Genomic DNA, 21,151 nt, shown 5'->3' with positions numbered 1-21,151 from the left:
TATAGAGAGGCTTTTTTTATACAAACTTACCAGTGTTCACCCGGGAATAAACGGGCGTAGGCACGCTGGAGCAAATTCAATTTTTCCTGTTCACCAATGGCGGCTGTCGAGCTTGGGAACAGATTAAAGCCAATCGACATCAGAATATTATTGATATCCGGTGCAATGGCATAGGTAATTGAGGCCAAACGTCCAAGATGGGTCGCAATACGTTTTGGTCGTTTCACAATCGCGTAGACAATTAGATCGGCCGCTTCGTCTGGTGAAAGTGTCGGAACGTACTTATAAATTTTGGTCGGCGCGATCATTGGCGTACGAACCAAAGGCATGTAAATAGAGGTGATTGAAATTTTATGCTTGAGGACTTCGGCAGACAGGCAACGACTAAATGCATCTAGGGCAGCTTTAGACGCCACATAGGCAGAAAAACGTGTGGCATTGGCCAAAACACCAATCGAACTGATATTAATGATCTGACCATTTTTACGTTTGATCATATGAGGCAAGAGATTCAAGACCAAGCGCACTGCACCAAAGTAGTTGAGCTGCATGGTTCGTTCAAAATCGTGAAAACGGTCATACGATTCATGAACGGCACGGCGGATTGAACGCCCCGCATTGTTAATCAGGTAATCGACGTGATCGACATGTGCCATAACCTGTTTAGAAAGTTCATCAATGGCATTCATGTCGGTCAGGTCACACGGAAAAATAGAGGCATGCCCACCTTTTTGCTCAATTTCAGCTTTTACTTCTTCAAGCGTTTCTTGAGTTCTGGCCACCAGTAAAACATGCGCTCCCGCAGCAGCAATCCGTTTGGCAATCGTCAGACCAATACCGCTAGAGGCACCTGTAATTAAGGCAACTTTACCTTTTACGTTCTGTTGAAAAAGAGCTTCAAGTTTTTTATTCACGCGTTTTTCCCTGATTTATGTCACAAAGCAATGGCTATAGTTATTTTAGTCGATTAGGTTCTTCAATAGGGTGAAATGAGACTCGTCGATGAAATTAATCTAAATTGATTTAAAGAAAAAATCTAGTCATAAGTCCATGAAATTACAAAAGTTTTTAGAGTAATTGCTCTAATTGAATTTAGCGGATAAGTTTACTTTTAGCACAAAATATTGAAGCAGTACAACAAAAAAAGCCCCTATCGAGAGGCGCTTTTTATAAAAGATCATTTACACCTGAGCCAATGCCTGTTCCAGATCGGCAAGTAAATCGTCAATATGCTCAATTCCAATCGAGAGTCGAACCATATCTTCTGAAACACCTGCAGCCTTGAGCTCATCTGAATTTAACTGACGGTGTGTGGTGGTAGCAGGATGACACGCCAGACTTTTTGCATCTCCGATATTGACGAGGCGGGTAAAGAGTTGCAGTGCATCGATAAAACGCGTTCCGCCTTCACGACCATGCTCAACACCAAAGGATAATATGCCAGAGGGCGTACCCTTCACATATTTCTGAGCCAGTGCATGCTGCGGATGTTGCTCTAAACCCGCGTAATTCACCCATTTGACTTTCGGATGCTGTGTTAAATATTTCGCAACTTGAAGCGCATTTTCGGTATGTTTTTGCATGCGTAAAGAGAGTGTTTCAAGGCCCTGTAAAATCAGAAAAACACTCAAAGGGCTAATCGCTGCGCCTGTATTACGAAGTGGCACCACGCGCGCACGGGCAATATATGCGGCTTCTCCCAAAGCCTCAACATAATTGACGCCGTGATAGCTCGGATCTGGCGAATTTAACACTTTAAAGCGCTCAGGATATTTCGCCCAAGGAAATTTGCCGCTGTCGATAATCACGCCACCAATGCTATTGCCGTGACCGCCAATATATTTGGTCAATGAATGCACGATAATATCGGCACCAAATTCAAACGATTTTTGCAGCACGGGAGTGGCCACGGTATTGTCGACCACCACGGGCACGCCATATTCGTGGGCAATCTGGGCAATTGTTTCTAAGTCGATAATATTACCCAAAGGATTGCCTATCGATTCTACAAAAACCAGTTTGGTTTTCTCGTCAATTAAACTGCGCAACTGCTCTGGTTGTTGGTAATCAAAAAAGCGTACCTCAATACCCTGCTTGGGAAGGGTATGCGCAAATAAATTATAGGTGCCACCATACAGTGTAGACACAGACGCAATATTGTCGCCGGCTTCGGTGATGGTTTGAATGGCATAGCTAATGGCGGCCATACCTGATGCCAGTGCCAAGGCACCAATTCCCCCTTCGAGTGCGGTAAGGCGTTGCTCCAGCACGGCTGTAGTAGGGTTCATAATTCGCGTGTAAATATTGCCTTGTACTTTTAAATCGAAGAGGTCTGCACCGTGCTGGGTATTGTCGAAGGCATAAGACGTGGTTTGATAAATCGGAACGGCCACGGCTTTGGTGGTGGGGTCGGGCTGGTAACCTGCATGAATAGCCAGTGTTTCGTCTTGGTAGCGATGTGTCATTGTTTTTATTGAAGTGATCAAAGAATGATCCATTTTTTTAGCATATTCTTTATGCATGATTTAGACGTTTTTATGGAAAGTTCAGCAGGTTTAAGCATAATAATTTTAAGCTGGATTTTTGCTCAGCATCTTTATGACTTTACACGATGTTGAGAGAACGCCACAAAAACTTACTGGCAGTCTGAGCGTGGCAAGAACACTATAAAAATACAAGTTATTCAATTCATGATAAAAAAGCTGGAGAAGTGAAATAATGAGTACTCAAAAAGTATCTGATATTATCATTGAGGTGCTGGAGCAAGCAGGTGTTCAACGTTGCTACGGTATCGTGGGAGATACCTTAAACCATGTCACTGACTCTATGTCGAAGAGTAAAATTGAATGGATTCATGTGCGCCATGAAGAAGTAGGTGGCTTTGCAGCAGGTACAGATGCATTACTCAGTGGTCACTTAACGGCATGTGCTGGTTCTTGCGGGCCGGGCAGTCTGCACTTTATTAATGGCTTGTATGAATCACACCGAAACCGTGCGCCTGTTATTTTGATTGCCAGTCAGATTTCAACCGAAATGGCAGGATTTATCGACTTCCCGCAATATGTCGATTTTAAATCGGTTTATGCGAAAAATTCGGTTTTTTGTGAAGAAATCACGCAGCCTTCTCAGGCCAGACATATCATGAGTATGGCATGTCAGGCTGCCCTGACCAAGCGTGGTGTCGCCGTGGTCATTGTGCCAGCCAACATCAGTGAAGCATCGGCTGAAGCAGGCTTGCCTTTCGTGCCACGCCAAACACATCCAGACATATTGCCAAGTCAATCCGAGCTTAAGCAGATCGTTGAGCTGATTTCACAGCATCAAAAAATTGGTATTTATGCTGGTGCAGGATGTGAAGATGCACATGATCAGCTCGTGGCTTTTGCAGAGAAGTTAAAAGCACCTGTTGCCCATACTTCACGTGCCAAGGATTTTGTTGAATATGACAATCCGTACAACATGGGCATGACGGGTATTTTTGGCAATAAAGCGGGCTATCACACCCTCATGGATTGCGATTTACTGATTTTGCTGGGGGCCGATTTTGCATGGGCACAGTATTATCCAAGTCATGCCAAAATCTTGCAGATCGATATTGATCCGACACATTTAGGGCGACGCCATCCCATTACACTCGGTGCGGTAGGTAAAATTTCCTCGACGCTCAATGCCTTATTGCCACTACTTGAAACACGTCAAGAACGCGCATTTTTGGATCATTGTCTTGAACTGAAACATCAGAGTGATGAAACACGCCATAAAGAGGAACGCGTTGGAAAAGACGGACTGATTCATCCGCAGTATTTGGTGTCTTTGCTGAACCGTTACGCCGATCAGGATGCAATTTTCTTTGGCGATGGTGGCTCACCGATGGTCTGGGTACTCAGACATATTGATGTAAACGGTAAACGCCGAACCTTTACCAGTTTATTGCACGGCACGATGGCCAATGCTATGCCACAGGCACTTGGCGCACAAAAAGCCTTTCCGGAGCGTCAGATTATTGCACTTTGTGGAGATGGGGGCTTGGCCATGTTGCTCGGTGATTTACTCACCACTATTCAGGAAAAACTACCGATCAAGATTGTGGTGTTTAACAACAGTTCACTGAATTTTGTGGAGCTTGAACAAAAAGTGGAAGGAATGCTTGACCACTATACGGACTTGGTTAATCCTGATTTTGGCAAGCTGGCCAGTGTGATTGGGCTGCATGGGCAGACTGTAACGCACGGTGCTGGCTTGGAGCAAGCAGTCGAACAATTTTTAAAGCATGATGGCCCAGCATTACTCGATGTGCATACTAATCCGATGGAACTGGTAATGCCGCCAGATCCGAATCTGAATCAGGTGTCGTCTACTTCACTTTATGCAATCAAGGCCTTGATGTCGGGCCGAGTAGATGACGTTAAAAATTTGTTGGTGAATAATTTTATTAAATAAATTTATTTAAAAGTATGTATCTTTGAGTCGGGATATCAGCAAAAAATGCATGATCTAGCGTCATGCATTTTTTATATCAGGAAACAATTTTGACGACATTTATCAGTCATAAAAACCGATTAAACTCAATCACGCCTTATTTTTTTGCCGCGTTCAGCATATAATAGCTGCTATTTTTCGCTCATTGCGATCTGTTGGTTTTTCAATTGAGGAGTCCTAAGTGGCCCAATATATTTACACGATGAACCGAGTGTCCAAGATGGTTCCGCCAAAGCGCGAAATCCTCAAGGATATCTCTTTATCATTTTTTCCGGGTGCCAAAATCGGTGTGCTCGGCTTAAACGGGGCAGGTAAATCGACCTTGCTTCGTATTATGGCGGGCGTAGACAAAGATTTCTCAGGTGAAGCACGTGCACAGCCGGGCATCAAAATTGGTTACCTCGAGCAGGAACCACCGCTAGATCCAAATAAAGACGTGCGTGGCAACGTTGAAGATGGCGTGCGTGAAGCCCTCGATGCGCTTGAGCGCCTTGATCAGGTTTTTGCTGAATATGCAGATCCAGATGCCGACTTTGACAAATTAGCCAAAGAGCAAGAAAAGCTTGAAGCAATTATTCAAACGTGGGATGCACATAACCTCGACAACCAGTTGGAAATTGCGGCAAATGCCTTGAATCTTCCAGCATGGGATGCCGATGTCTCTTTGCTTTCTGGTGGTGAGCGCCGCCGTGTTGCACTGTGCCGTTTACTGTTGTCGAAGCCAGACATGTTGCTTCTTGACGAACCAACGAACCATTTGGATGCCGAATCGGTGTCTTGGTTAGAGCGTTTCTTGAAAGATTTCCCGGGCACCATCGTGGCGATTACGCACGACCGTTATTTCCTAGATAACGTCGCCGAGTGGATTTTGGAGCTTGACCGCGGGCATGGTATTCCGTACCAAGGTAACTATACCTCTTGGTTAGAACAAAAGAATGCGCGTTTAGAGCAGGAACAAAAGCAAGAAGAATCATTTGCCAAAGCCTTGAAGAAAGAGCTTGAATGGGTTCGTTCGAATGCTAAAGGTCAGCAAAAGAAAAACAAAGCGCGTATGGAGCGTTTTGAAGAGCTGAACTCGAAAGAATTCCAACAACGAAATGAAACCTCTGAAATCTATATTCCACCTGGCCCGCGTTTGGGTAACAAAGTGGTTGAGGTTGAAGGCATCAGCAAATCATTTGATGGCCGTTTGCTTTATGAAAACCTGACCTTTACCGTTCCGCCAACGGCAATTGTTGGTATCGTGGGTCCAAACGGTGCAGGTAAAACCACCTTATTCCGTATGATGACTGGCGAGCAGCAGCCTGATACCGGTACGGTCACACTGGGCGAATCAGTGAAAGTGGCGTATGTAGGTCAGATTCGTGACACCTTAGATAACAACAAAACCGTATGGGAAGAAGTTTCTGGCGGTTTGGATATCTTAAAAATTGGTGATTACGAAATCGCATCGCGTGCTTATATTGGTCGCTTTAACTTTAAAGGCCAAGATCAGCAAAAACGTGTAGGTGAATTATCTGGTGGTGAGCGTAACCGTTTACAACTGGCGAAAATCTTGCAAATGGGTGCCAACGTTATTTTGCTGGATGAACCATCAAACGACTTGGATATTGAAACCTTACGTGCGCTTGAAGATGCCATTCTGGTGTTCCCGGGTACTGTAATGGTGGTCTCGCATGACCGTTGGTTCCTCGACCGTATTGCAACGCACATCTTGTCATTTGAGAATGAACAACCAGAATTCTACACAGGTAACTATGCAGAATACGAAGCGTACCGTCAGTCTCGCTTAGGTGACGATGCAGTGCAAAAGCGCAGCAAATACAAAAAAATTACAGGTTAATTCCTGCATGAAAAACCAGCCTACGGGCTGGTTTTTTTATATCAGCATGTGTGGGTAAAAGTAATTTTATTACATGCCACAGCGTTGCTATACTTGGCACGATTTTAAATGATGGCTTTGTATGAAGCGCTCGACTGTTTGGATAACCGTCTTGATGAGTTTGTTCATGTTCCAAACTTTTTGGAATGTGGCGGCCGCGTTTTGTGCACACGAATCGACCACTGCAACGGTGGCGTATCATTTTGGTCATCATGCGCCAGTGACTGAGTCACACGCTGCACATTCCCCAAGTGTATCTGCATCTTCTAATCCTGCGGTGTTTCAGGATCATCACGATCATTTACCCACCTGCTTACACGTATTGTCTATTGCTGAGCAGCAATCTGCCACAGAGCCATTACGTTTGGGTCAGCTGATTCAGCAGCATTATAGCTGGGCAAACGCGTATCAGTCGCCGCATTTATTTCACCCGAACCCGCCGCCTATTTTAACCCCGCTATTGGTGGGGTAGCCAAAACAACCCACCAGAAATATTAACTATTTCATAGGGTTATTTTATGTCTATTTTTCTTTCTTCACCGCGCGTATTGCGCGTGGATACGCATGGTGTTTCATTGATGCTTGGCGGGATATTGCTTGGCGCATTATGGGTTTCACCCCCATTATATGCAGCACAATACACATCGCCAGCTCATTCTAAAGCTGTTCAAGCAGCCTCGTCTGCTCTTCATTACGTCGAGATTTTAGCAAAAGTTCAACGCTATCAGACGCATGTTCCGGTCTGGGAGGCCCAGCAAAAAATAGCCCATGCTGCCGTTCGGCAAAGCCAGCTCTGGTCTAATCCAAATGTGACTGTGCAACAGACCGGTTTTCAATCTGGCGATGATCAAGAGCTTGAGTTTGGGATGAGCCAAAAACTGGATCTATTTGGTGAACGCCGCGCCGCAACCCGATTGGCACAGATACAGGTGCAACAGGTCAATCATCGACAAATGTTATTCGATGCGCAGCTGAAACTGATTGTTAAAGCTGCCTATGCCGAGGTGGTGGTGGCTGATCAGCAGCATGCCATTTTGCTCAAGCAACTCAGCAGTAGCCAAAAAATTCTGGATGCTGCGCGTTTACGCTATAAAGCGGGCAGTATCGCACAGGTCGATTTTGATCGGAGTCTGATGAATCATGTTGAAAATCAGCGTGCCTTTCAAGAAAGTGAACTTGGCTTAAATCTGGCCAAACAGAAAATGGCGGCACTTTGGGGAGAGTCAATCACGAACTATCAGGTGGCAGATGACACCGCAGCGATCTGGCCCGCTACAAGTACTTCTTTCGATGCGAAACCTAACCTATATACACGAGCCATGCAGTTGCAGGCCGAGCAGCAGCGTTTAGAAATAGATTATTTAAAAGCACAGCGTCGGCCCAATCCGACCGTCACGCTTGGAGTGGTACAGAGCAAGCAGGCAGGCATGAGCGGACGTGATAATCAAATTCGTGCCGCTGTTGAAATTCCACTGAATCTGATTGACCGGCAGCAGTATGCCTTGCAGGGCTATGCCGCCAAGCAGCAACTGTTAGATCAGCAGCAGCGTTTTTATGCGCAGCAAAACCTCAATCAGCTCAAGCGACTTCAAACCGAGTTAACAGGGTTAAATACGCAATATCAGTTGATGCAAAAACAGCAGATCCCGCTCTCAGTCGAGGTACTCGACAAAATGCTACTTGGTTTTCAGGCGGGAAAATTCAGCATAACCGATGTACAGCAAGCTGCTTTGCAATTGCATGAGCAGCAGCTTAAAAAAAATCAACTTTTGAAACAGGCGTGGCAAAGCACGCTGCAACTTGAAGCACGCACACTCGGAATTTCACCCGATACGATTATGTCGGCCGATGCCTTGGAACAACTCCAGTACACCCTCTGGCAAGACACGCAAAGCCTCAATACTGGTAATGGAGCAAACTAATGTTAACAAAAAAATCGCAGTGGTTTTGGGTGGTGCTGGTATTGATCATCAGTCTGGTCGTGGCAGGCATGTTGCTATTTTCCGGCAAAAAATCGAGTGCTATGAATGGGGGTGGAGCTGAGCATGCACATGCAGAGGCGCAAGAGGCTAAGACTGAAGAATCCGGTCATGAAGCACATCAAGAAAAAGCCACAGAGGCGCATCAAGAAGAGCAGCCAGAACTGATCTTTACAGCCCAGCAGCTTCAGCAATTTGGCATTGTAACCGATCGTGTGCGTTTGGGCGAAATTCAGCAACAGACCCGGCATCCGGCGAAACTGGTGGTCAATACCGATGCACAGGCGCATGTGGGAGCATCTTTTATGGCGCAAGTCGAGCAAGTGAATGTCAGTCTTGGACAGTCGGTTAAAAAAGGGCAAGTCTTGGCGACACTGTTTGTTCCCGAGTTGATTGATCAACAGGCCAATTTAAGTCTGGCACGTGAAGCACTCAATCTTGCAGCGCAAGACTATCAACGTGAGAAGCAACTGATGAATCAAGGGGTGTCTGCACGTCAGGACTATCAGCGTGCATACAATGCCTATCGTCAGGCACAAATTCAAGTTCAGGCGGCGACACAGCGGCTTTCGGCCTACGGGGCCAGCGCAGGAAGTCAGGGCCGATACGCTGTGCGTGCGCCGCTGAGTGGCACCATCAGCAGCAAAGACATTGTGGTGGGCGAGCAAGTCGCGACAGGTAAACCTTTGTTTGTCATTGATCAGCTCGATCAATTATGGCTGGAGTTTATTTTGCCCAATAGCAGCACAGTCGCCATGCAACCGGGTCAAAAAATAAAATTTGTTTCCTTGCAAACCCAACATGAGTTTGAGGCACAAATTCAGAGCTTAACCGCACAGGCCGATCAAGACACTGGCCGTCTGCAAGTACGTGGCAAGGTGCTGACTGCGGCCAAAGAACTGCGTCCGAATTTGATGGTTAATGTGCTGCTCGAAACACCTCATGCTGCACCTGTTTTACGTGTAGACAAGCGTGCGGTTCAGCAACGAGAAGGCCAGTCGGTGGTGTTTGTGGTCTCTCAAGACAAAAAAGGGCTGCGCTTTGAGCCAAAGCCTGTACAAACTGGTCGCTACTCGAGCGATGGTGCATGGGTTGAAATTGTTTCTGGGCTGACCCAACAGCAGCAGTATGTGCGTGAGGGGAGCTTCGTTTTGAAATCTGAACTGGAAAAAGGCGAGGCTGAGCATGGACACTAAGCACACAGATAGCTTGCCGCCTGCACAAGGGCTTTTCGATCGTTTGATCCAGTTCGCCATCCAGAATGCCATCTGGGTGTTGCTGTTTATGGTCGCATGGATCGGTATCGGCATTTACAGCTACAAAAATCTGGCGATTGACGCTGTTCCCGATATCACCAATGTACAAGTTCAAATCAATTCACAAGCCAATGGTTTTACTGCAACCGAAGTGGAGCAGCGGATTACCTATCCCATTGAAAATGCCATGGCCGGATTGCCCAGCATGGAGCAAACCCGTTCGATTTCCCGCTATGGTTTGTCGCAAGTCACGATTATTTTTAAAGATGGAACCGATATTTATTGGGCACGTCAGCTGATTAATCAGCGTTTACAGGAAGCAAAAAGTGCACTTCCAGCGAGTGTCGATCCACAAATGTCGCCAATTTCGACAGGGTTGGGGGAAATTTACCAGTGGGTGATCAAGGCTGAACCTCAGGCCAAAAAGCCCGATGGCTCATCCTACACAGCAATGGATCTTAGGGAAATTCAAGACTGGATTGTACGTCCGCAATTGCAGCGTGTGCCGGGAGTCGCCGAAATTAATAGCATTGGTGGATACAATAAAACCTATATTGTATCGCCAGATTTAAATCGGTTGCAGCAGCTTAATCTTTCCCTTACGACACTGCAACAAGCCATGACCGACAATAACGAGAACCGTGGTGCAGGATTTATCGAGGACAATGGTCAGCAACTCACCGTCCGTGTGCCGGGCATGTTAAGCAGTATTCAAGACATCGAAAATGTTACGCTAGAGACCAAAAGTGGCTTGCCAATACGTGTCTCGGATGTTGCAAAGGTCTCGATCGGACATGATCTGCGTACGGGTGGCGCCACCTACAATGGCGAAGAAACCGTGCTCGGCATCGCCATGATGATGATGGGCGAAAACAGCAAAACCGTGGCGCAGGCACTCGATGCCAAAGTGGCACAAATCCAGACCTCTCTACCCGCGGGTGTTGTACTGGAAACCGTCTATAACCGCAGTACCTTGGTGGATCGGGCCATTCAGACCGTGGCCAAAAACCTGATTGAAGGCGCCATTTTGGTGATTGTGGTGCTGTTTATTTTTCTGGGTAATTTTCGGGCGGCATTGATTACCGCGTGTGTGATCCCGCTGTCGATGCTATTTACGCTAACGGGTATGGCACAGCAGCACATCAGTGCCAACCTGATGAGTCTGGGGGCACTCGATTTTGGCATCATTGTCGATGGTGCAGTGGTCATTGTGGAAAACTGTATCCGTCGACTGGCCGAAGCACAGCAGCTTCAAGGCCGTCTACTCACCCGTCAGGAGCGTTTTAAAGAAGTCTTTTTGGCAGCAAAACAGGCTCGTCGGCCGCTGCTTTTTGGTCAATTCATTATTATAGTGGTGTACTTGCCCATTTTTGCATTGTCTGGTGTTGAGGCAAAAATGTTTCATCCCATGGCGATTGCGGTGGTCTTGGCACTTTTAGGCGCCATGATTTTATCGATTACCTTTGTACCCGCGGCTGTTGCCCTTTGGGTGACTGGAGAAGTGAAGGAAACCGAAAGCCGTTGGATGCTGGCACTGAAAAGAGCTTATGCAGCGTTGCTAGATTGGGCGTATGCATGGCGCCGTGTGGTGCTTACCGGTGTGGTGGGTATCTTACTCATTACAGCCGCGATATCGACCCGAGTGGGGAGTGAATTTGCCCCACAGCTCAGTGAAGGGGATTTTGCCTTGCAACTGATGCGCGCACCCAGCACAGGAATTGAGGAATCACTAAAAATTCAGGCGCAGGTTGAACAACAGCTTTTAAAGCAATTTCCAGAAATCAAAGCGATTTTTGCACGAACAGGCACGGCAGAGGTTGCCACCGATGTGATGCCGCCAAATATTTCAGATGCCGTTATTTTGCTTAAACCACGTAAAGAATGGCCAGACTCAACCGAAACCATAGATGAACTGCGTGCTCGTATGTTGGATGCCGTGGCACAGCTACCGGGCAATAACAGCGAGTTTTCCCAGCCCATCGAATTACGTTTTAACGAACTGATCTCGGGCGTACGTAGTGATATCGGAGTCAAGGTGTTTGGCGATGATCTAGAAGTTCTGAATCGTGAAGCAGAAAAAATCGCTCAGCAGCTTAAAACCATTTCAGGCGCCAGTGAGGTCAAAGTCGAGCAAACCGATGGCTTGCCGTTGCTCAATGTAAAGATTGATCATGCCTTGGCCGCGCAATATGGACTCTCGATCAAAGCCATTCAGGATCTGGTGGCAACCAGTATCGGGGGTGCGAGTGTGGGGCAAATTTTACAAGGAGATCGACGCTTCGACTTTGTGATTCGACTAGATGATCAATTGCGTACCCCGCAGCAACTGGCGATGCTGCCGTTACAATTGCCCAATGGTGGCCTGATTCAATTACAAGATGTGGCTAAAGTGGAAACGATTTTGGGCTTTTCACAGGTGAGCCGTGAAAATGGCAAACGCCGTGTCATTGTGACCGCCAACGTACGTGATCGAGATCTCGGCTCTTTTGTGGCAGAGATGCAGCAAAGCTTGGCCCAGCAAAAATTGCCGAGTGGTTACTGGCTAGGTTATGGCGGGCAATTTGAAAATCTGGCTTCAGCCGCCGCACGCATGCAAATCGTGATTCCGCTGGCTTTGCTGATGATTTTTATTCTGCTCATGGCGGTATTTCACGACCTGCGCGAAAGCTTGCTGGTTTTTAGTGGCGTACCATTTGCGTTGTCGGGCGGTATTGTGGCGCTTTGGCTTCGTGATATTCCCTTGTCGATGTCGGCAGGTGTTGGATTTATTGCACTCTCGGGAGTGGCCGTGCTCAATGGGCTGGTGATGCTGACCTTTATTAAGGAGTTGCGCTCGACTCTGGATGTACATAGCGCCACATGGCGCGGGGCGATTCTCCGCTTGCGCCCAGTGTTGATGACAGCATGTGTGGCATCGTTTGGTTTTATTCCTATGGCACTGGCCACAGGTACAGGAGCCGAAGTACAGCGGCCTTTGGCAACTGTGGTCATTGGCGGGATTTTATCCTCGACGCTACTCACCTTGCTGATCTTACCCGTGGTATATCGCTGGATGAATGAGCGACGCGAACAAAAACACGCAATTGCTACCGATCATTAAACCACTGTAACGGGTCTTCATGTTACATCATGATGTCATGAAGACTCGATTAACTATTTTAAAACGTACATAGAGGCGTCTATTTACAACACATCGATTCAAAAATAAGGAGTTCAGTATGGGGACACATCACGGGCATGATCATAGTCATGCTGTTGTGACACAAGACAATGCTAAAAAGTTAACCTTTGCATTGGTATTGACCTGTATTTTTTTAGTCGTCGAAGTGGTCGCTGGCTTTATTACACAAAGTTTAGCGTTGTTGTCCGATGCGGCGCACATGTTTACCGATGCTGCTGCCCTCGCAATTGCACTGGTGGCCATCAAAATTGCCAAACGCCCGGCAGACGACAAACGAACCTTCGGTTATCAGCGCTTTGAAATCTTGGCGGCCTTATTTAACGCCTTAATGTTGTTTGTGGTGGCGATCTATATTTTGTACGAGGCCTATCAGCGCTTTAGCCAACCTCCCGAAATCCAGAGTATGGGCATGTTGATTGTGGCCAGTCTCGGCTTGATCATCAATTTAATCTCGATGAAAATTTTGATGTCGAGTGCCACTGAAAATCTGAATATGAAAGGCGCTTATCTTGAGGTGCTCAGCGATGCTTTGGGATCGGTTGGCGTGATCATCGGGGCAATCGTGATTTACTTCACTCAGTGGTATTGGGTCGATACCATTATTGCGGTCGCGATTGGCTTTTGGGTCTTGCCTCGTACATGGATTTTGCTACGTCAGAGCATCAACATTTTGCTAGAAGGAGTGCCTGAAGAAATTGATGTGGAACAGCTTCGAGAGGATTTATTAAACTTAGAGGGAGTTGAAAGTATTCATCAGCTTAAGGTTTGGGCCATTACCTCTAAAAACATTCATTTAACGGTTCATTTGTTTGCACCTACTGCGGATCGTAATGCCTTGTACCATGCGGCCTATGAAATGCTGTCGCACAAACATGGCATTGCTGAAATTACCTTACAGATAGAAGAAGATGAATGTGTGGCACATGCACATACTCATGCACACCCAGAAAAAAACCATCTGCACTAACAGATGGCTTTTTTTAATATGTCACATCAGATGACTTAGATTTGCCACTCGTGATGACATTCACGGCATTTCCAGTGTTTTTGCGATTGCATAAAAGATTGCATCGACAATTTAAAATCTGGTAAATCTCGCCAAAACATCAAACCAGAGCCCGCAGCCACCACAAAAACCACCACGGTTGCAATTTGCAGGTTGGTACCAGCGCCATCTCCAAAAATCCACATACTTAAACTGATCAGAACCAGTAACAGCAGAATAAAAATAGAAGGCAGCAAAATCACCAGACTTTTAGGAACCACGGGGCGTGCGCTGGTGGTGCCTTGACTAACCGGCATGATTTTTACACTTTGACATTTGGGGCAACGGTATTGCATGGGATCTCCATCTGGCTTTTTTCTCATTTTAGCGAAGAGTCAGCAAAATCAGAAATAAAAAAAGCCGCTGTAAGTCAGCGGCTTTTCTTGAATTTGGCGTCCCTACGGGGATTCGAACCCCGGTTACCGCCGTGAAAGGGCGATGTCCTAGGCCTCTAGACGATAGGGACTTGTGAGGCTACACAATCTGAGATTTGGTGGAGCCAAGCGGGATCGAACCGCTGACCTCTACAATGCCATTGTAGCGCTCTACCAACTGAGCTATGACCCCAGTCTGTGTGAGCGCAATATTAGGGGGATTGCGCTCATCCGTCAACTATAAAATCAATTAAGATTGATCAACTGCTTCATTTTTCGGCAATTTCAAGCTTTCATTGAGTTTTTCCCACACTTTTAGCTCTTTTTTGCTCGGCGCACCTACAATTTCAAGTGCACGACGTAAACGCGCGAAGGTTAAATCCGGGCCTAAGGTCACCATCGATTGCATCACTGGAGTAGAGCTGGTCGATCCGGCAATTGCAATAAAAAACGCAGGCATGAAATCACGCAGCTTGATGTCCATTTGATTGGCAAGGTCCATCAGAATCTGACTCACGGTTTCGTTGTTCCAGGTAAACTGACTTTCTAGGCGCCAGATTGCAAATTGCAAGCTTTGGCGAACCTGTTCACTGCTTAGTTTTTTGCTTTCAAACATCTCTGCCGTAATGGTAGGCATATGATTAAAGTAAAAACCAGCCCAATTCACTGCCTCAGACAGCAAGTTGATACGTGGCTGAATCGCAGCAGCAATATCTTCAAGCGTCGCACGATCATTTTTCCAGTTGAGCAGGCGGTCAAGCAATTGCCCCGGCGTAAGCGATTTAATCCATTGCCCATTGAGCCAGTTTAATTTGTCGACATCAAAAATTGGACCGCCTAAAGATACACGTTGAATATCAAAATGCTCAATCATGTCTTGAAGCGTGAAGACTTCACGCTCGTCTGGCATAGACCAGCCCATGCGGCCCAAGTAGTTCAGCAATGCTTCTGGCAATACCCCAATATCGCGGTAATAATTGATCGATGTCGGGTTTTTACGCTTGGAAAGTTTGGATTTGTCTGGATTACGTAGCAACGGCATATGGCACAGCGTTGGCATTTCCCAACCAAAATATTGATACAACAACTGATGCTTCGGCGCAGACGGTAACCACTCTTCACCACGCAAAACGTGTGTAATTTCCATGAGGTGGTCATCCACCACGTTTGCCAAATGGTAGGTAGGTAAACCGTCTGTCTTGAGCAAGACTTGCATATCGACCTGTGCCCAAGGGATTTCGACTTCACCACGTAGTAAATCGTTAAATTTACAAATTCCCTCTTCAGGTACTTTCATGCGGATCACATGGGGTTCACCCGCAGCCAGACGGCGCTGTACTTCTTCTTCAGAAAGCTTGAGTCCGCGACCATCGTATTTTGGGGTTTCGCCACGCGCCTGCTGTTCGGCACGCATTTGGTCGAGTTCTTCTGCGGTTGCAAAGCAATAAAACGCGTGACCTTTTTCAACCAAATCCAGTGCGTATTGCTTATAAATCCCCATACGTTCAGATTGACGATACGGCGCATGTGGGCCACCCACATCTGGCCCTTCAGACCAGTTCAATCCTAACCAGCGCAAAGAATCCAAAATCATTTGCTCAGATTCTGGCGTCGAACGAAGCTGATCGGTATCTTCAATACGTAAAATGAATTCACCGCCATGTTGTTTGGCAAAGCACAGATTAAACAAAGCAATGTAAGCTGTACCTACATGGGGAAAACCGGTTGGAGAGGGTGCAATACGCGTACGAACTTTCATAGGGCCTAAAAAAACAAGATGAAATTTGAGAGACAGTATAACGGAAAAAGCCTGATATCTAGACCATTAATTTTAGTCAGAGATCAGGCTTTTGATGAATCACGTAGTGGGGGCTACGTTTAGAAAATTACGAGCTATGTGGTTGAAAGAGCGACTGGACAAAACGTGAAAAGCGCTGATGCTGTGTCGCAAAAAAGTTTTGAGATGCGGTCACGCGCAGACTATTGAGCATGATCAGGTCGTTGTCGTTGCCTAAGGCCGAGACATTACGTTTTTGCTGATTGAGCGCCTTTTCAATTAAAGGCGACGGAGCAGTGGTGATTCCAGATGTTTTGACTGCACTATTGTCGAGTGATGCAGCAAATCCCATAGGCGCTAGAATACTTAAGCTCAAGCTGAGCCCCAAAATTTTAACAAACTGCATGTTCATTTCCCCAAAATTACAACGATGAATTGTTTTTAGCGTCCATCTTACGTAGCACTAATTGTACAAATTCACCATGTTTTATCAATATAAAATTTGAACTACGTCACATTTTTTACAAAAAGACAAAGAACTTGGTGAGCTTTTAGCGCGCTAGAGAGACTCCGATGCTCCAAATCTATTATTTAGAAAAACTATGGACAAACAATGAAGATTATAAGAATGATTCCTATTTGTTAAGTCAGGCTACACTTAATCTGATGATAAATATGAGTTTAGCCGAAAATTTATGCATAGCAGAAATAGCGATGAAGACTGATTTTTTTCGTATAACTACTCGTTTGTAACTTTGTTTATGCTTTAAAGGGGTTTTTCTTATCAAAAAAATAGTAAAGGTGAACAACAATGAAAAATATTTTAAAGCTGTCTTTTGTGGCATTGCTGGGGTGGGGTGCTGTACAAACGCATGCAGCAAAAGACTTTTTAAATGTGTCTTATGATCCTACACGTGAGTTTTATCAGGAATATAACCAAGCCTTTTCACACTTCTGGAAATCGCGAACAGGGCAGGAGATTAATTTTAAACAGTCACATGGTGGCTCTGGAAAGCAGGCACGAGCGGTCATAGATGGTTTACAGGCCGATGTGGTGACCTTGGCCTTGGCCAATGATATCGACGAAATTGTCAATGCCGGTCTGATCAAGAAAAACTGGCAGCAGCAATTTCCAAACAATGCAGCGCCGTATACGTCAACCATTGTATTTTTGGTTCGTAAAGGTAACCCTAAAGCCATTAAAGACTGGAATGATCTGACCAAACCGGGCGTGGAAATTATTACGCCAAATCCAAAAACTGGAGGAGCACCACGCTGGATTTACCTTTCGGCATGGGGGTATGCGCTGAAACAACCGGGAGGTAATGACAGCAAAGCCCGTGCCTTGGTTAAGGCCTTGTATCAAAATGTCAAAGTACTCGACTCGGGAGCGCGTGGCTCACTGACTACTTTTGCCGAACGAGGCATTGGTGATGTTCTATTATCTTGGGAAAATGAAGCACTGCTGGCGACACAGGGCCTTGGCAAAGATAAGTTTGAAATTGTTTATCCTTCAATTTCGATTTTGGCTGAGCCATCGGTAGCGATTGTCGATAAAACGGTCGATAAGGATGGAAACCGTAATCTGGCCAAAGCGTATTTGAACTATCTGTATTCACCTGCGGGGCAAACACTGGCAGCCAAATACAACTTTAGACCGCGTAATCCACAGGTTGCAGCAAAATATGCAGCGAAATTTCCCAAGATTAAATTATTTACCATCGATTCCGTCTTTGGTGGCTGGGCCAAAGCGCAGAAGACCCATTTTGTGAATGGCGCCATCTTTGATCAGATTTATGCAGAAAAGCCGTAATGTCGCATGATCTGAAGGGAGGTTATATGTGCTGAATGTTTGAGCAGTTGAAGTGAGGGTAAAAGGCCAAAAATTCATCTGCTTGCTTTCAGTTTTAGCAAGACTGTGCTAAGTAATTGATTTAAAGCTAAACAAAAAAGAAAAATTAAATGAATTTATCGATAAAAAGTAATATTTCCCTACAAAAAGACATTTGGAGCTTTGCTCAAACAAGGTGATAATGTGCAGTTAAATTTTTAACATTTTTCTGACGCCTTACCTATGTCGCATATTTCTGTCTTACTTCATGAAACTGTAGATGCCTTACTGGCCAATCGCGACACAGGAATTTATATTGACGGCACCTTTGGCCGTGGCGGTCATACCCGTTTATTGCTGTCCAAATTGGGCCCAGATGCGCAAGTTTACGGATTTGACAAAGACCCGCAAGCGTTGGCGGTGGCACACCAGCTTGAGCAAGAAGATTCACGCTTTCACATTATTCATGCCAGTTTTGCCGATATTCAAACCGAGTTGAACCAGCGGGGCATTGAGCATGTCGATGGCATTATGGCAGATCTTGGTGTGTCTTCTCCGCAGCTCGATCAGGCCGAACGTGGTTTTAGTTTTATGCAAGACGGTCCACTCGATATGCGTATGGACAACTCTCAGGGTCAGACCGCCGCAGAATGGTTGCTGCATATTGAAGAAGAAGCGTTAGCCAATATTATTTATCAGTATGGCGAAGAACGATACAGCCGCCGTATTGCCAGAGCGATTAAGCAAGCGGGTTTACTTGAAACTACAGCACAGCTGGCGGAGTTGGTAAAAGCTGCACATCCGAAGTGGGAAAAACATAAACACCCAGCCACTCGCACCTTTCAGGCGATTCGAATTGCCATTAATAAAGAGCTTGAAGATATCGAGCAGTTTTTGCCACAGGCGGTCGATTTACTCAAACCTGAGGCCCGTCTGGCAGTGATAAGTTTCCATTCGCTTGAAGATCGATTGATTAAGCAGTTTATTCAAAAGGAATCGACCATTGCAGAAGATTCTGGCTGGGGCATGCCGCAACAGCAAATCGATACGCGTCGTTTAAAGAAAATTTCCCGGATACGGGCCAGTGAAGAAGAAGTAAAAGCCAATCCGCGTTCGCGTAGTGCATGGCTTCGGGTTGCTGAACGTTTAGTATAAAGGCAGAGCATGGATAAAAAAGACAACGTAGACAAAGCAGGATCATTGCCGATAAAAAAAATGATGGTATATGCCACAATGGTGATTCTGGTTTTTGTTAGTGCGCTGATGGTGGTATTTCAGGTGTTTGAGTATCGGCACGATTATCGAGAACTGAGTGGCTTCATGCGTGAAAAAGACGATTTGAATGCCGAGTGGGGACGCTTGCTGATTGAGCAACAAACCTTTGGTGCAACTGCGCAAATTGGTTCACGTGCCGTGACCCAATTACGCATGTACTCTCCACCTGCTGCGCAAACGGCAGTCATTTCATTGCCTATGACCTCTGAGCAAAAACACTAAGGCCTGCTGTATGATCGACAAGCGAACCAAGCAAACAAGAAAAAAACAGCAATCTATTACAGAGAAACCCACGCTGGCGTTTGATCTGTGGCGGTTCTACTTACTGTGGGCGGTGGTATTGCTCTGCTTTGCCATTTTGATTGCACGTGCCTTTTATGTACAGGTGATCAATAAGGATTTTCTGCAAAATAAGGCCAATGCCAATATTTTAAGAACAGAAAAGCTCAAAGCGATGCGCGGCGTGATTAGTGATCGTCATGGCGTGCCACTGGCGATCAGTACGCCAATTATGCGGGTCGTGGTTGATCCACGTGACTATTTCGATACCAAAAAAGAATACGATGAAATTTCTGCCGAGCTGAAAAAAGATCCGAACAATCGCAAGCTCAAGCGACAGTTACCAGACAAAAACCTTAATCTGGATGAACTGGCCGATGCAGTCGGGATGGATCGTGCTGAACTCAAAAAGCAGATGTATGCCCGACCGCGTTCGCGCTATCTGGTTTTGCAAAAAGAGATTCCGCCGCAGCAAGCAGATCTGATCATGAAGCGTAATTTTCAAGGTGTTTATACCGAGAAAAACTATAAGCGTTTCTATCCACAGCCGCAGGCCAATGCTCAGATCATTGGTTTAACCAATAGCGAAGGCATTGGGGTTGAAGGCTTGGAAATGCAGCTGAACAAGCAACTGGCCGGAATTGATGGTGAGCAAAAAGTCATTCGTGATAAGCGCGGTAATCGTTTAAAAATCTCCGAAGTTATTCGAGAGGGTGAGCCGGGCGAAAATATTACTTTGAGTATCGATTCACGTCTGCAATACATCATGTATCGTGAGTTAACTGCTGCGGGTGTGGCCAACAATGCGCGTTCGGCCTCTGCCATTGCAGTAGATGTAAAAACCGGTGAAATTCTGGCGATGGCGAGTTGGCCATCGTATAACCCGAATGACAAAAATGGTCTGTCAAATAAGGATGCCATGCGTAACCGCGGCGCGATTGATATGTTCGAGCCGGGCTCGACCATGAAGCCTTTTACGGTGGCAGCAGCGCTCGAAAGTGGTCAATATACGCCAAATACCATTGTCAATACATCACCGGGCTCGATGCGTTTAGGCTGGCATACCATTCGTGATACGCATAACTATGGCGCGCTTACTCTAACAGGGGTAATTGTAAAGTCGTCCAACGTCGGTTCTGCCAAAATTGCCCTTTCGCTACCGAAAGATTCGATTCCGACCTTTTTCCGCCGTGTCGGTTTTGGTCAGCGCTCAGCCGTGCATTTTCCCGGCGAGAGTGGTGGTCTGATTTTACCTGCAAGCAAGCTAACCCCGTCGCAAATTGGAACCATGGCTTATGGTTATGGCCTCAATGCCACCATTTTACAGTTGGCGCAAGGCTATGCCATGCTGGCCAATCATGGGGTAAAAATGCCATTGAGCCTGCGTAAACTGGATGAAAAACCTAAAGGTGAGCAGGTCCTCAATCCAAAAATTGCCGATCAGGTGCTGATGATGCTTGAGCAGGTGACGATGCCTGGGGGAACTGCAACACAGGCCAATATTCCGGGATATCGTGTTGGGGGTAAAACAGGAACCGCGCATAAATTACGTGCCGATGGTAAAGGTTATGCACAAAATGAATACCGCGCCCTGTTTGCGGGTGTAGCGCCAGTGAGCGATCCGCGCTTGGCCATGATTGTGGTGGTGGAAAACCCGCAAGGACGTTACTACGGCGGTTTGGTGGCAGCGCCTGTATTTACCAGAATGATGCAAGAGTCACTTCGCTTAATGAATGTTCCACTCGATAAACCATTGGATACGCCAAGTAATCCAATTTTAAAACGCCAATAAG

Annotated in this window: 16 protein-coding genes and 2 tRNA genes; 11 read left to right on the top strand and 7 right to left on the bottom strand. The window is 46.2% G+C overall.

The genetic code is table 11. From position 1 onward, the window contains the following. Window positions 1–26 precede the first annotated feature (26 nt). Entirely contained in the window at window positions 27–914 is an 888-nt protein-coding gene (locus tag ADA42_RS07990) for an SDR family NAD(P)-dependent oxidoreductase (RefSeq protein ID WP_004934161.1), read from the bottom strand. Between the two features lie 267 nt (window positions 915–1,181). Continuing rightward, entirely contained in the window at window positions 1,182–2,465 is a 1,284-nt protein-coding gene (locus tag ADA42_RS07985) for an O-acetylhomoserine aminocarboxypropyltransferase/cysteine synthase family protein (protein ID WP_048764539.1), read from the bottom strand. 253 nt (window positions 2,466–2,718) lie between these two features. Here ADA42_RS07985 and ADA42_RS07980 point away from each other — a divergent pair, with 253 nt between their 5' ends. The 7 genes from ADA42_RS07980 to ADA42_RS07950 all read left to right on the top strand — a co-directional run bounded on the left by ADA42_RS07980 (window position 2,719) and on the right by ADA42_RS07950 (window position 13,744). Next, window positions 2,719–4,440 (top strand): thiamine pyrophosphate-dependent enzyme, encoded by a 1,722-nt coding sequence (locus ADA42_RS07980; protein WP_048764537.1) that lies wholly within the window; start codon window positions 2,719–2,721, stop codon window positions 4,438–4,440. A gap of 220 nt (window positions 4,441–4,660) precedes the next feature. Further along, window positions 4,661–6,322: an energy-dependent translational throttle protein EttA gene (gene ettA / locus ADA42_RS07975; protein ID WP_025094646.1), complete on the top strand. Its 1,662-nt coding sequence runs from the start codon at window positions 4,661–4,663 to the stop codon at window positions 6,320–6,322. Window positions 6,323–6,443: 121 nt separating this feature from the next. Further along, window positions 6,444–6,833 carry a cation efflux protein, CzcI-like gene (locus ADA42_RS07970; protein WP_205626202.1) on the top strand — a complete coding sequence of 130 codons (390 nt, stop codon included), beginning with the start codon at window positions 6,444–6,446 and terminating at the stop codon, window positions 6,831–6,833. A 46-nt stretch (window positions 6,834–6,879) separates the two neighbouring features. Beyond that, a complete protein-coding gene (locus ADA42_RS07965; protein WP_048764533.1) occupies window positions 6,880–8,283 on the top strand; it encodes a TolC family protein in 1,404 nt (467 codons plus the stop codon). Continuing rightward, window positions 8,283–9,536, top strand: coding sequence for an efflux RND transporter periplasmic adaptor subunit (locus ADA42_RS07960; RefSeq protein WP_048764529.1), 1,254 nt, complete (start codon window positions 8,283–8,285; stop codon window positions 9,534–9,536). The genes ADA42_RS07965 and ADA42_RS07960 overlap by 1 nt, the downstream gene beginning before the upstream one ends. Next, window positions 9,526–12,696: an efflux RND transporter permease subunit gene (locus ADA42_RS07955; protein ID WP_048764527.1), complete on the top strand. Its 3,171-nt coding sequence runs from the start codon at window positions 9,526–9,528 to the stop codon at window positions 12,694–12,696. The genes ADA42_RS07960 and ADA42_RS07955 overlap by 11 nt, the downstream gene beginning before the upstream one ends. Before the next feature lie 118 nt (window positions 12,697–12,814). After that, on the top strand, window positions 12,815–13,744 hold the full coding sequence (locus ADA42_RS07950; protein WP_004934186.1) for a cation diffusion facilitator family transporter: 930 nt from the start codon (window positions 12,815–12,817) through the stop codon (window positions 13,742–13,744). Between the two features lie 35 nt (window positions 13,745–13,779). Here ADA42_RS07950 and ADA42_RS07945 read toward each other — a convergent pair whose 3' ends face one another. The 5 genes from ADA42_RS07945 to ADA42_RS07925 all read right to left on the bottom strand — a co-directional run bounded on the left by ADA42_RS07945 (window position 13,780) and on the right by ADA42_RS07925 (window position 16,379). Further along, a complete protein-coding gene (locus tag ADA42_RS07945; protein WP_004934189.1) occupies window positions 13,780–14,118 on the bottom strand; it encodes a hypothetical protein in 339 nt (112 codons plus the stop codon). Between the two features lie 94 nt (window positions 14,119–14,212). Continuing rightward, window positions 14,213–14,288, bottom strand: a tRNA-Glu gene (locus ADA42_RS07940). Window positions 14,289–14,313: 25 nt separating this feature from the next. Further along, window positions 14,314–14,389 (bottom strand) — tRNA-Ala (locus tag ADA42_RS07935). A 57-nt stretch (window positions 14,390–14,446) separates the two neighbouring features. Continuing rightward, window positions 14,447–15,955: a glutamate--tRNA ligase gene (gene gltX / locus ADA42_RS07930; RefSeq protein ID WP_004934191.1), complete on the bottom strand. Its 1,509-nt coding sequence runs from the start codon at window positions 15,953–15,955 to the stop codon at window positions 14,447–14,449. Between the two features lie 127 nt (window positions 15,956–16,082). Further along, window positions 16,083–16,379: a hypothetical protein gene (locus ADA42_RS07925; RefSeq protein WP_004934193.1), complete on the bottom strand. Its 297-nt coding sequence runs from the start codon at window positions 16,377–16,379 to the stop codon at window positions 16,083–16,085. A 405-nt stretch (window positions 16,380–16,784) separates the two neighbouring features. Between ADA42_RS07925 and ADA42_RS07915 the strand changes: the two genes are divergently transcribed. The 4 genes from ADA42_RS07915 to ftsI all read left to right on the top strand — a co-directional run bounded on the left by ADA42_RS07915 (window position 16,785) and on the right by ftsI (window position 21,150). Continuing rightward, window positions 16,785–17,786 carry a sulfate ABC transporter substrate-binding protein gene (locus tag ADA42_RS07915; protein ID WP_048764523.1) on the top strand — a complete coding sequence of 334 codons (1,002 nt, stop codon included), beginning with the start codon at window positions 16,785–16,787 and terminating at the stop codon, window positions 17,784–17,786. A 261-nt stretch (window positions 17,787–18,047) separates the two neighbouring features. Continuing rightward, window positions 18,048–18,959, top strand: coding sequence for a 16S rRNA (cytosine(1402)-N(4))-methyltransferase RsmH (gene rsmH, locus ADA42_RS07910; protein ID WP_004934200.1), 912 nt, complete (start codon window positions 18,048–18,050; stop codon window positions 18,957–18,959). 60 nt (window positions 18,960–19,019) lie between these two features. Beyond that, the gene (gene ftsL / locus ADA42_RS07905) at window positions 19,020–19,301 is read left to right on the top strand and encodes a cell division protein FtsL (RefSeq protein WP_307888367.1); all 282 of its coding nucleotides are present in this window, start codon (window positions 19,020–19,022) and stop codon (window positions 19,299–19,301) included. 10 nt (window positions 19,302–19,311) lie between these two features. After that, entirely contained in the window at window positions 19,312–21,150 is a 1,839-nt protein-coding gene (ftsI, locus tag ADA42_RS07900) for a penicillin-binding protein PBP3 (RefSeq protein WP_004934206.1), read from the top strand. Window position 21,151 lies beyond the last annotated feature (1 nt).

Origin of the sequence: Acinetobacter sp. 243_ASPC (assembly GCF_001054715.1) — a bacterium.
GTDB lineage: Bacteria > Pseudomonadota > Gammaproteobacteria > Pseudomonadales > Moraxellaceae > Acinetobacter > Acinetobacter soli.
Note: the sequence above shows the minus strand (reverse complement) of the source record. Positions and strands in the feature narration are given on the sequence as shown.

Bases quoted from the DNA above. Each gene is read 5' to 3' on its own strand.
- ADA42_RS07915 (WP_048764523.1), top strand. From the start codon at position 16,785: ATGAAAAATATTTTAAAGCTGTCTTTTGTGGCATTGCTGGGGTGGGGT.
- rsmH (WP_004934200.1), top strand. From the start codon at position 18,048: ATGTCGCATATTTCTGTCTTACTTCATGAAACTGTAGATGCCTTACTG.
- ADA42_RS07925 (WP_004934193.1), bottom strand. From the start codon at position 16,379: ATGCAGTTTGTTAAAATTTTGGGGCTCAGCTTGAGCTTAAGTATTCTA.
- ADA42_RS07980 (WP_048764537.1), top strand. From the start codon at position 2,719: ATGAGTACTCAAAAAGTATCTGATATTATCATTGAGGTGCTGGAGCAA.
- ADA42_RS07950 (WP_004934186.1), top strand. From the start codon at position 12,815: ATGGGGACACATCACGGGCATGATCATAGTCATGCTGTTGTGACACAA.
- ADA42_RS07960 (WP_048764529.1), top strand. From the start codon at position 8,283: ATGTTAACAAAAAAATCGCAGTGGTTTTGGGTGGTGCTGGTATTGATC.
- ftsL (WP_307888367.1), top strand. From the start codon at position 19,020: ATGATGGTATATGCCACAATGGTGATTCTGGTTTTTGTTAGTGCGCTG.
- ADA42_RS07945 (WP_004934189.1), bottom strand. From the start codon at position 14,118: ATGCAATACCGTTGCCCCAAATGTCAAAGTGTAAAAATCATGCCGGTT.
- ADA42_RS07985 (WP_048764539.1), bottom strand. From the start codon at position 2,465: ATGACACATCGCTACCAAGACGAAACACTGGCTATTCATGCAGGTTAC.
- ADA42_RS07955 (WP_048764527.1), top strand. From the start codon at position 9,526: ATGGACACTAAGCACACAGATAGCTTGCCGCCTGCACAAGGGCTTTTC.
- ADA42_RS07965 (WP_048764533.1), top strand. From the start codon at position 6,880: ATGTCTATTTTTCTTTCTTCACCGCGCGTATTGCGCGTGGATACGCAT.
- ADA42_RS07970 (WP_205626202.1), top strand. From the start codon at position 6,444: ATGAAGCGCTCGACTGTTTGGATAACCGTCTTGATGAGTTTGTTCATG.
- gltX (WP_004934191.1), bottom strand. From the start codon at position 15,955: ATGAAAGTTCGTACGCGTATTGCACCCTCTCCAACCGGTTTTCCCCAT.
- ftsI (WP_004934206.1), top strand. From the start codon at position 19,312: ATGATCGACAAGCGAACCAAGCAAACAAGAAAAAAACAGCAATCTATT.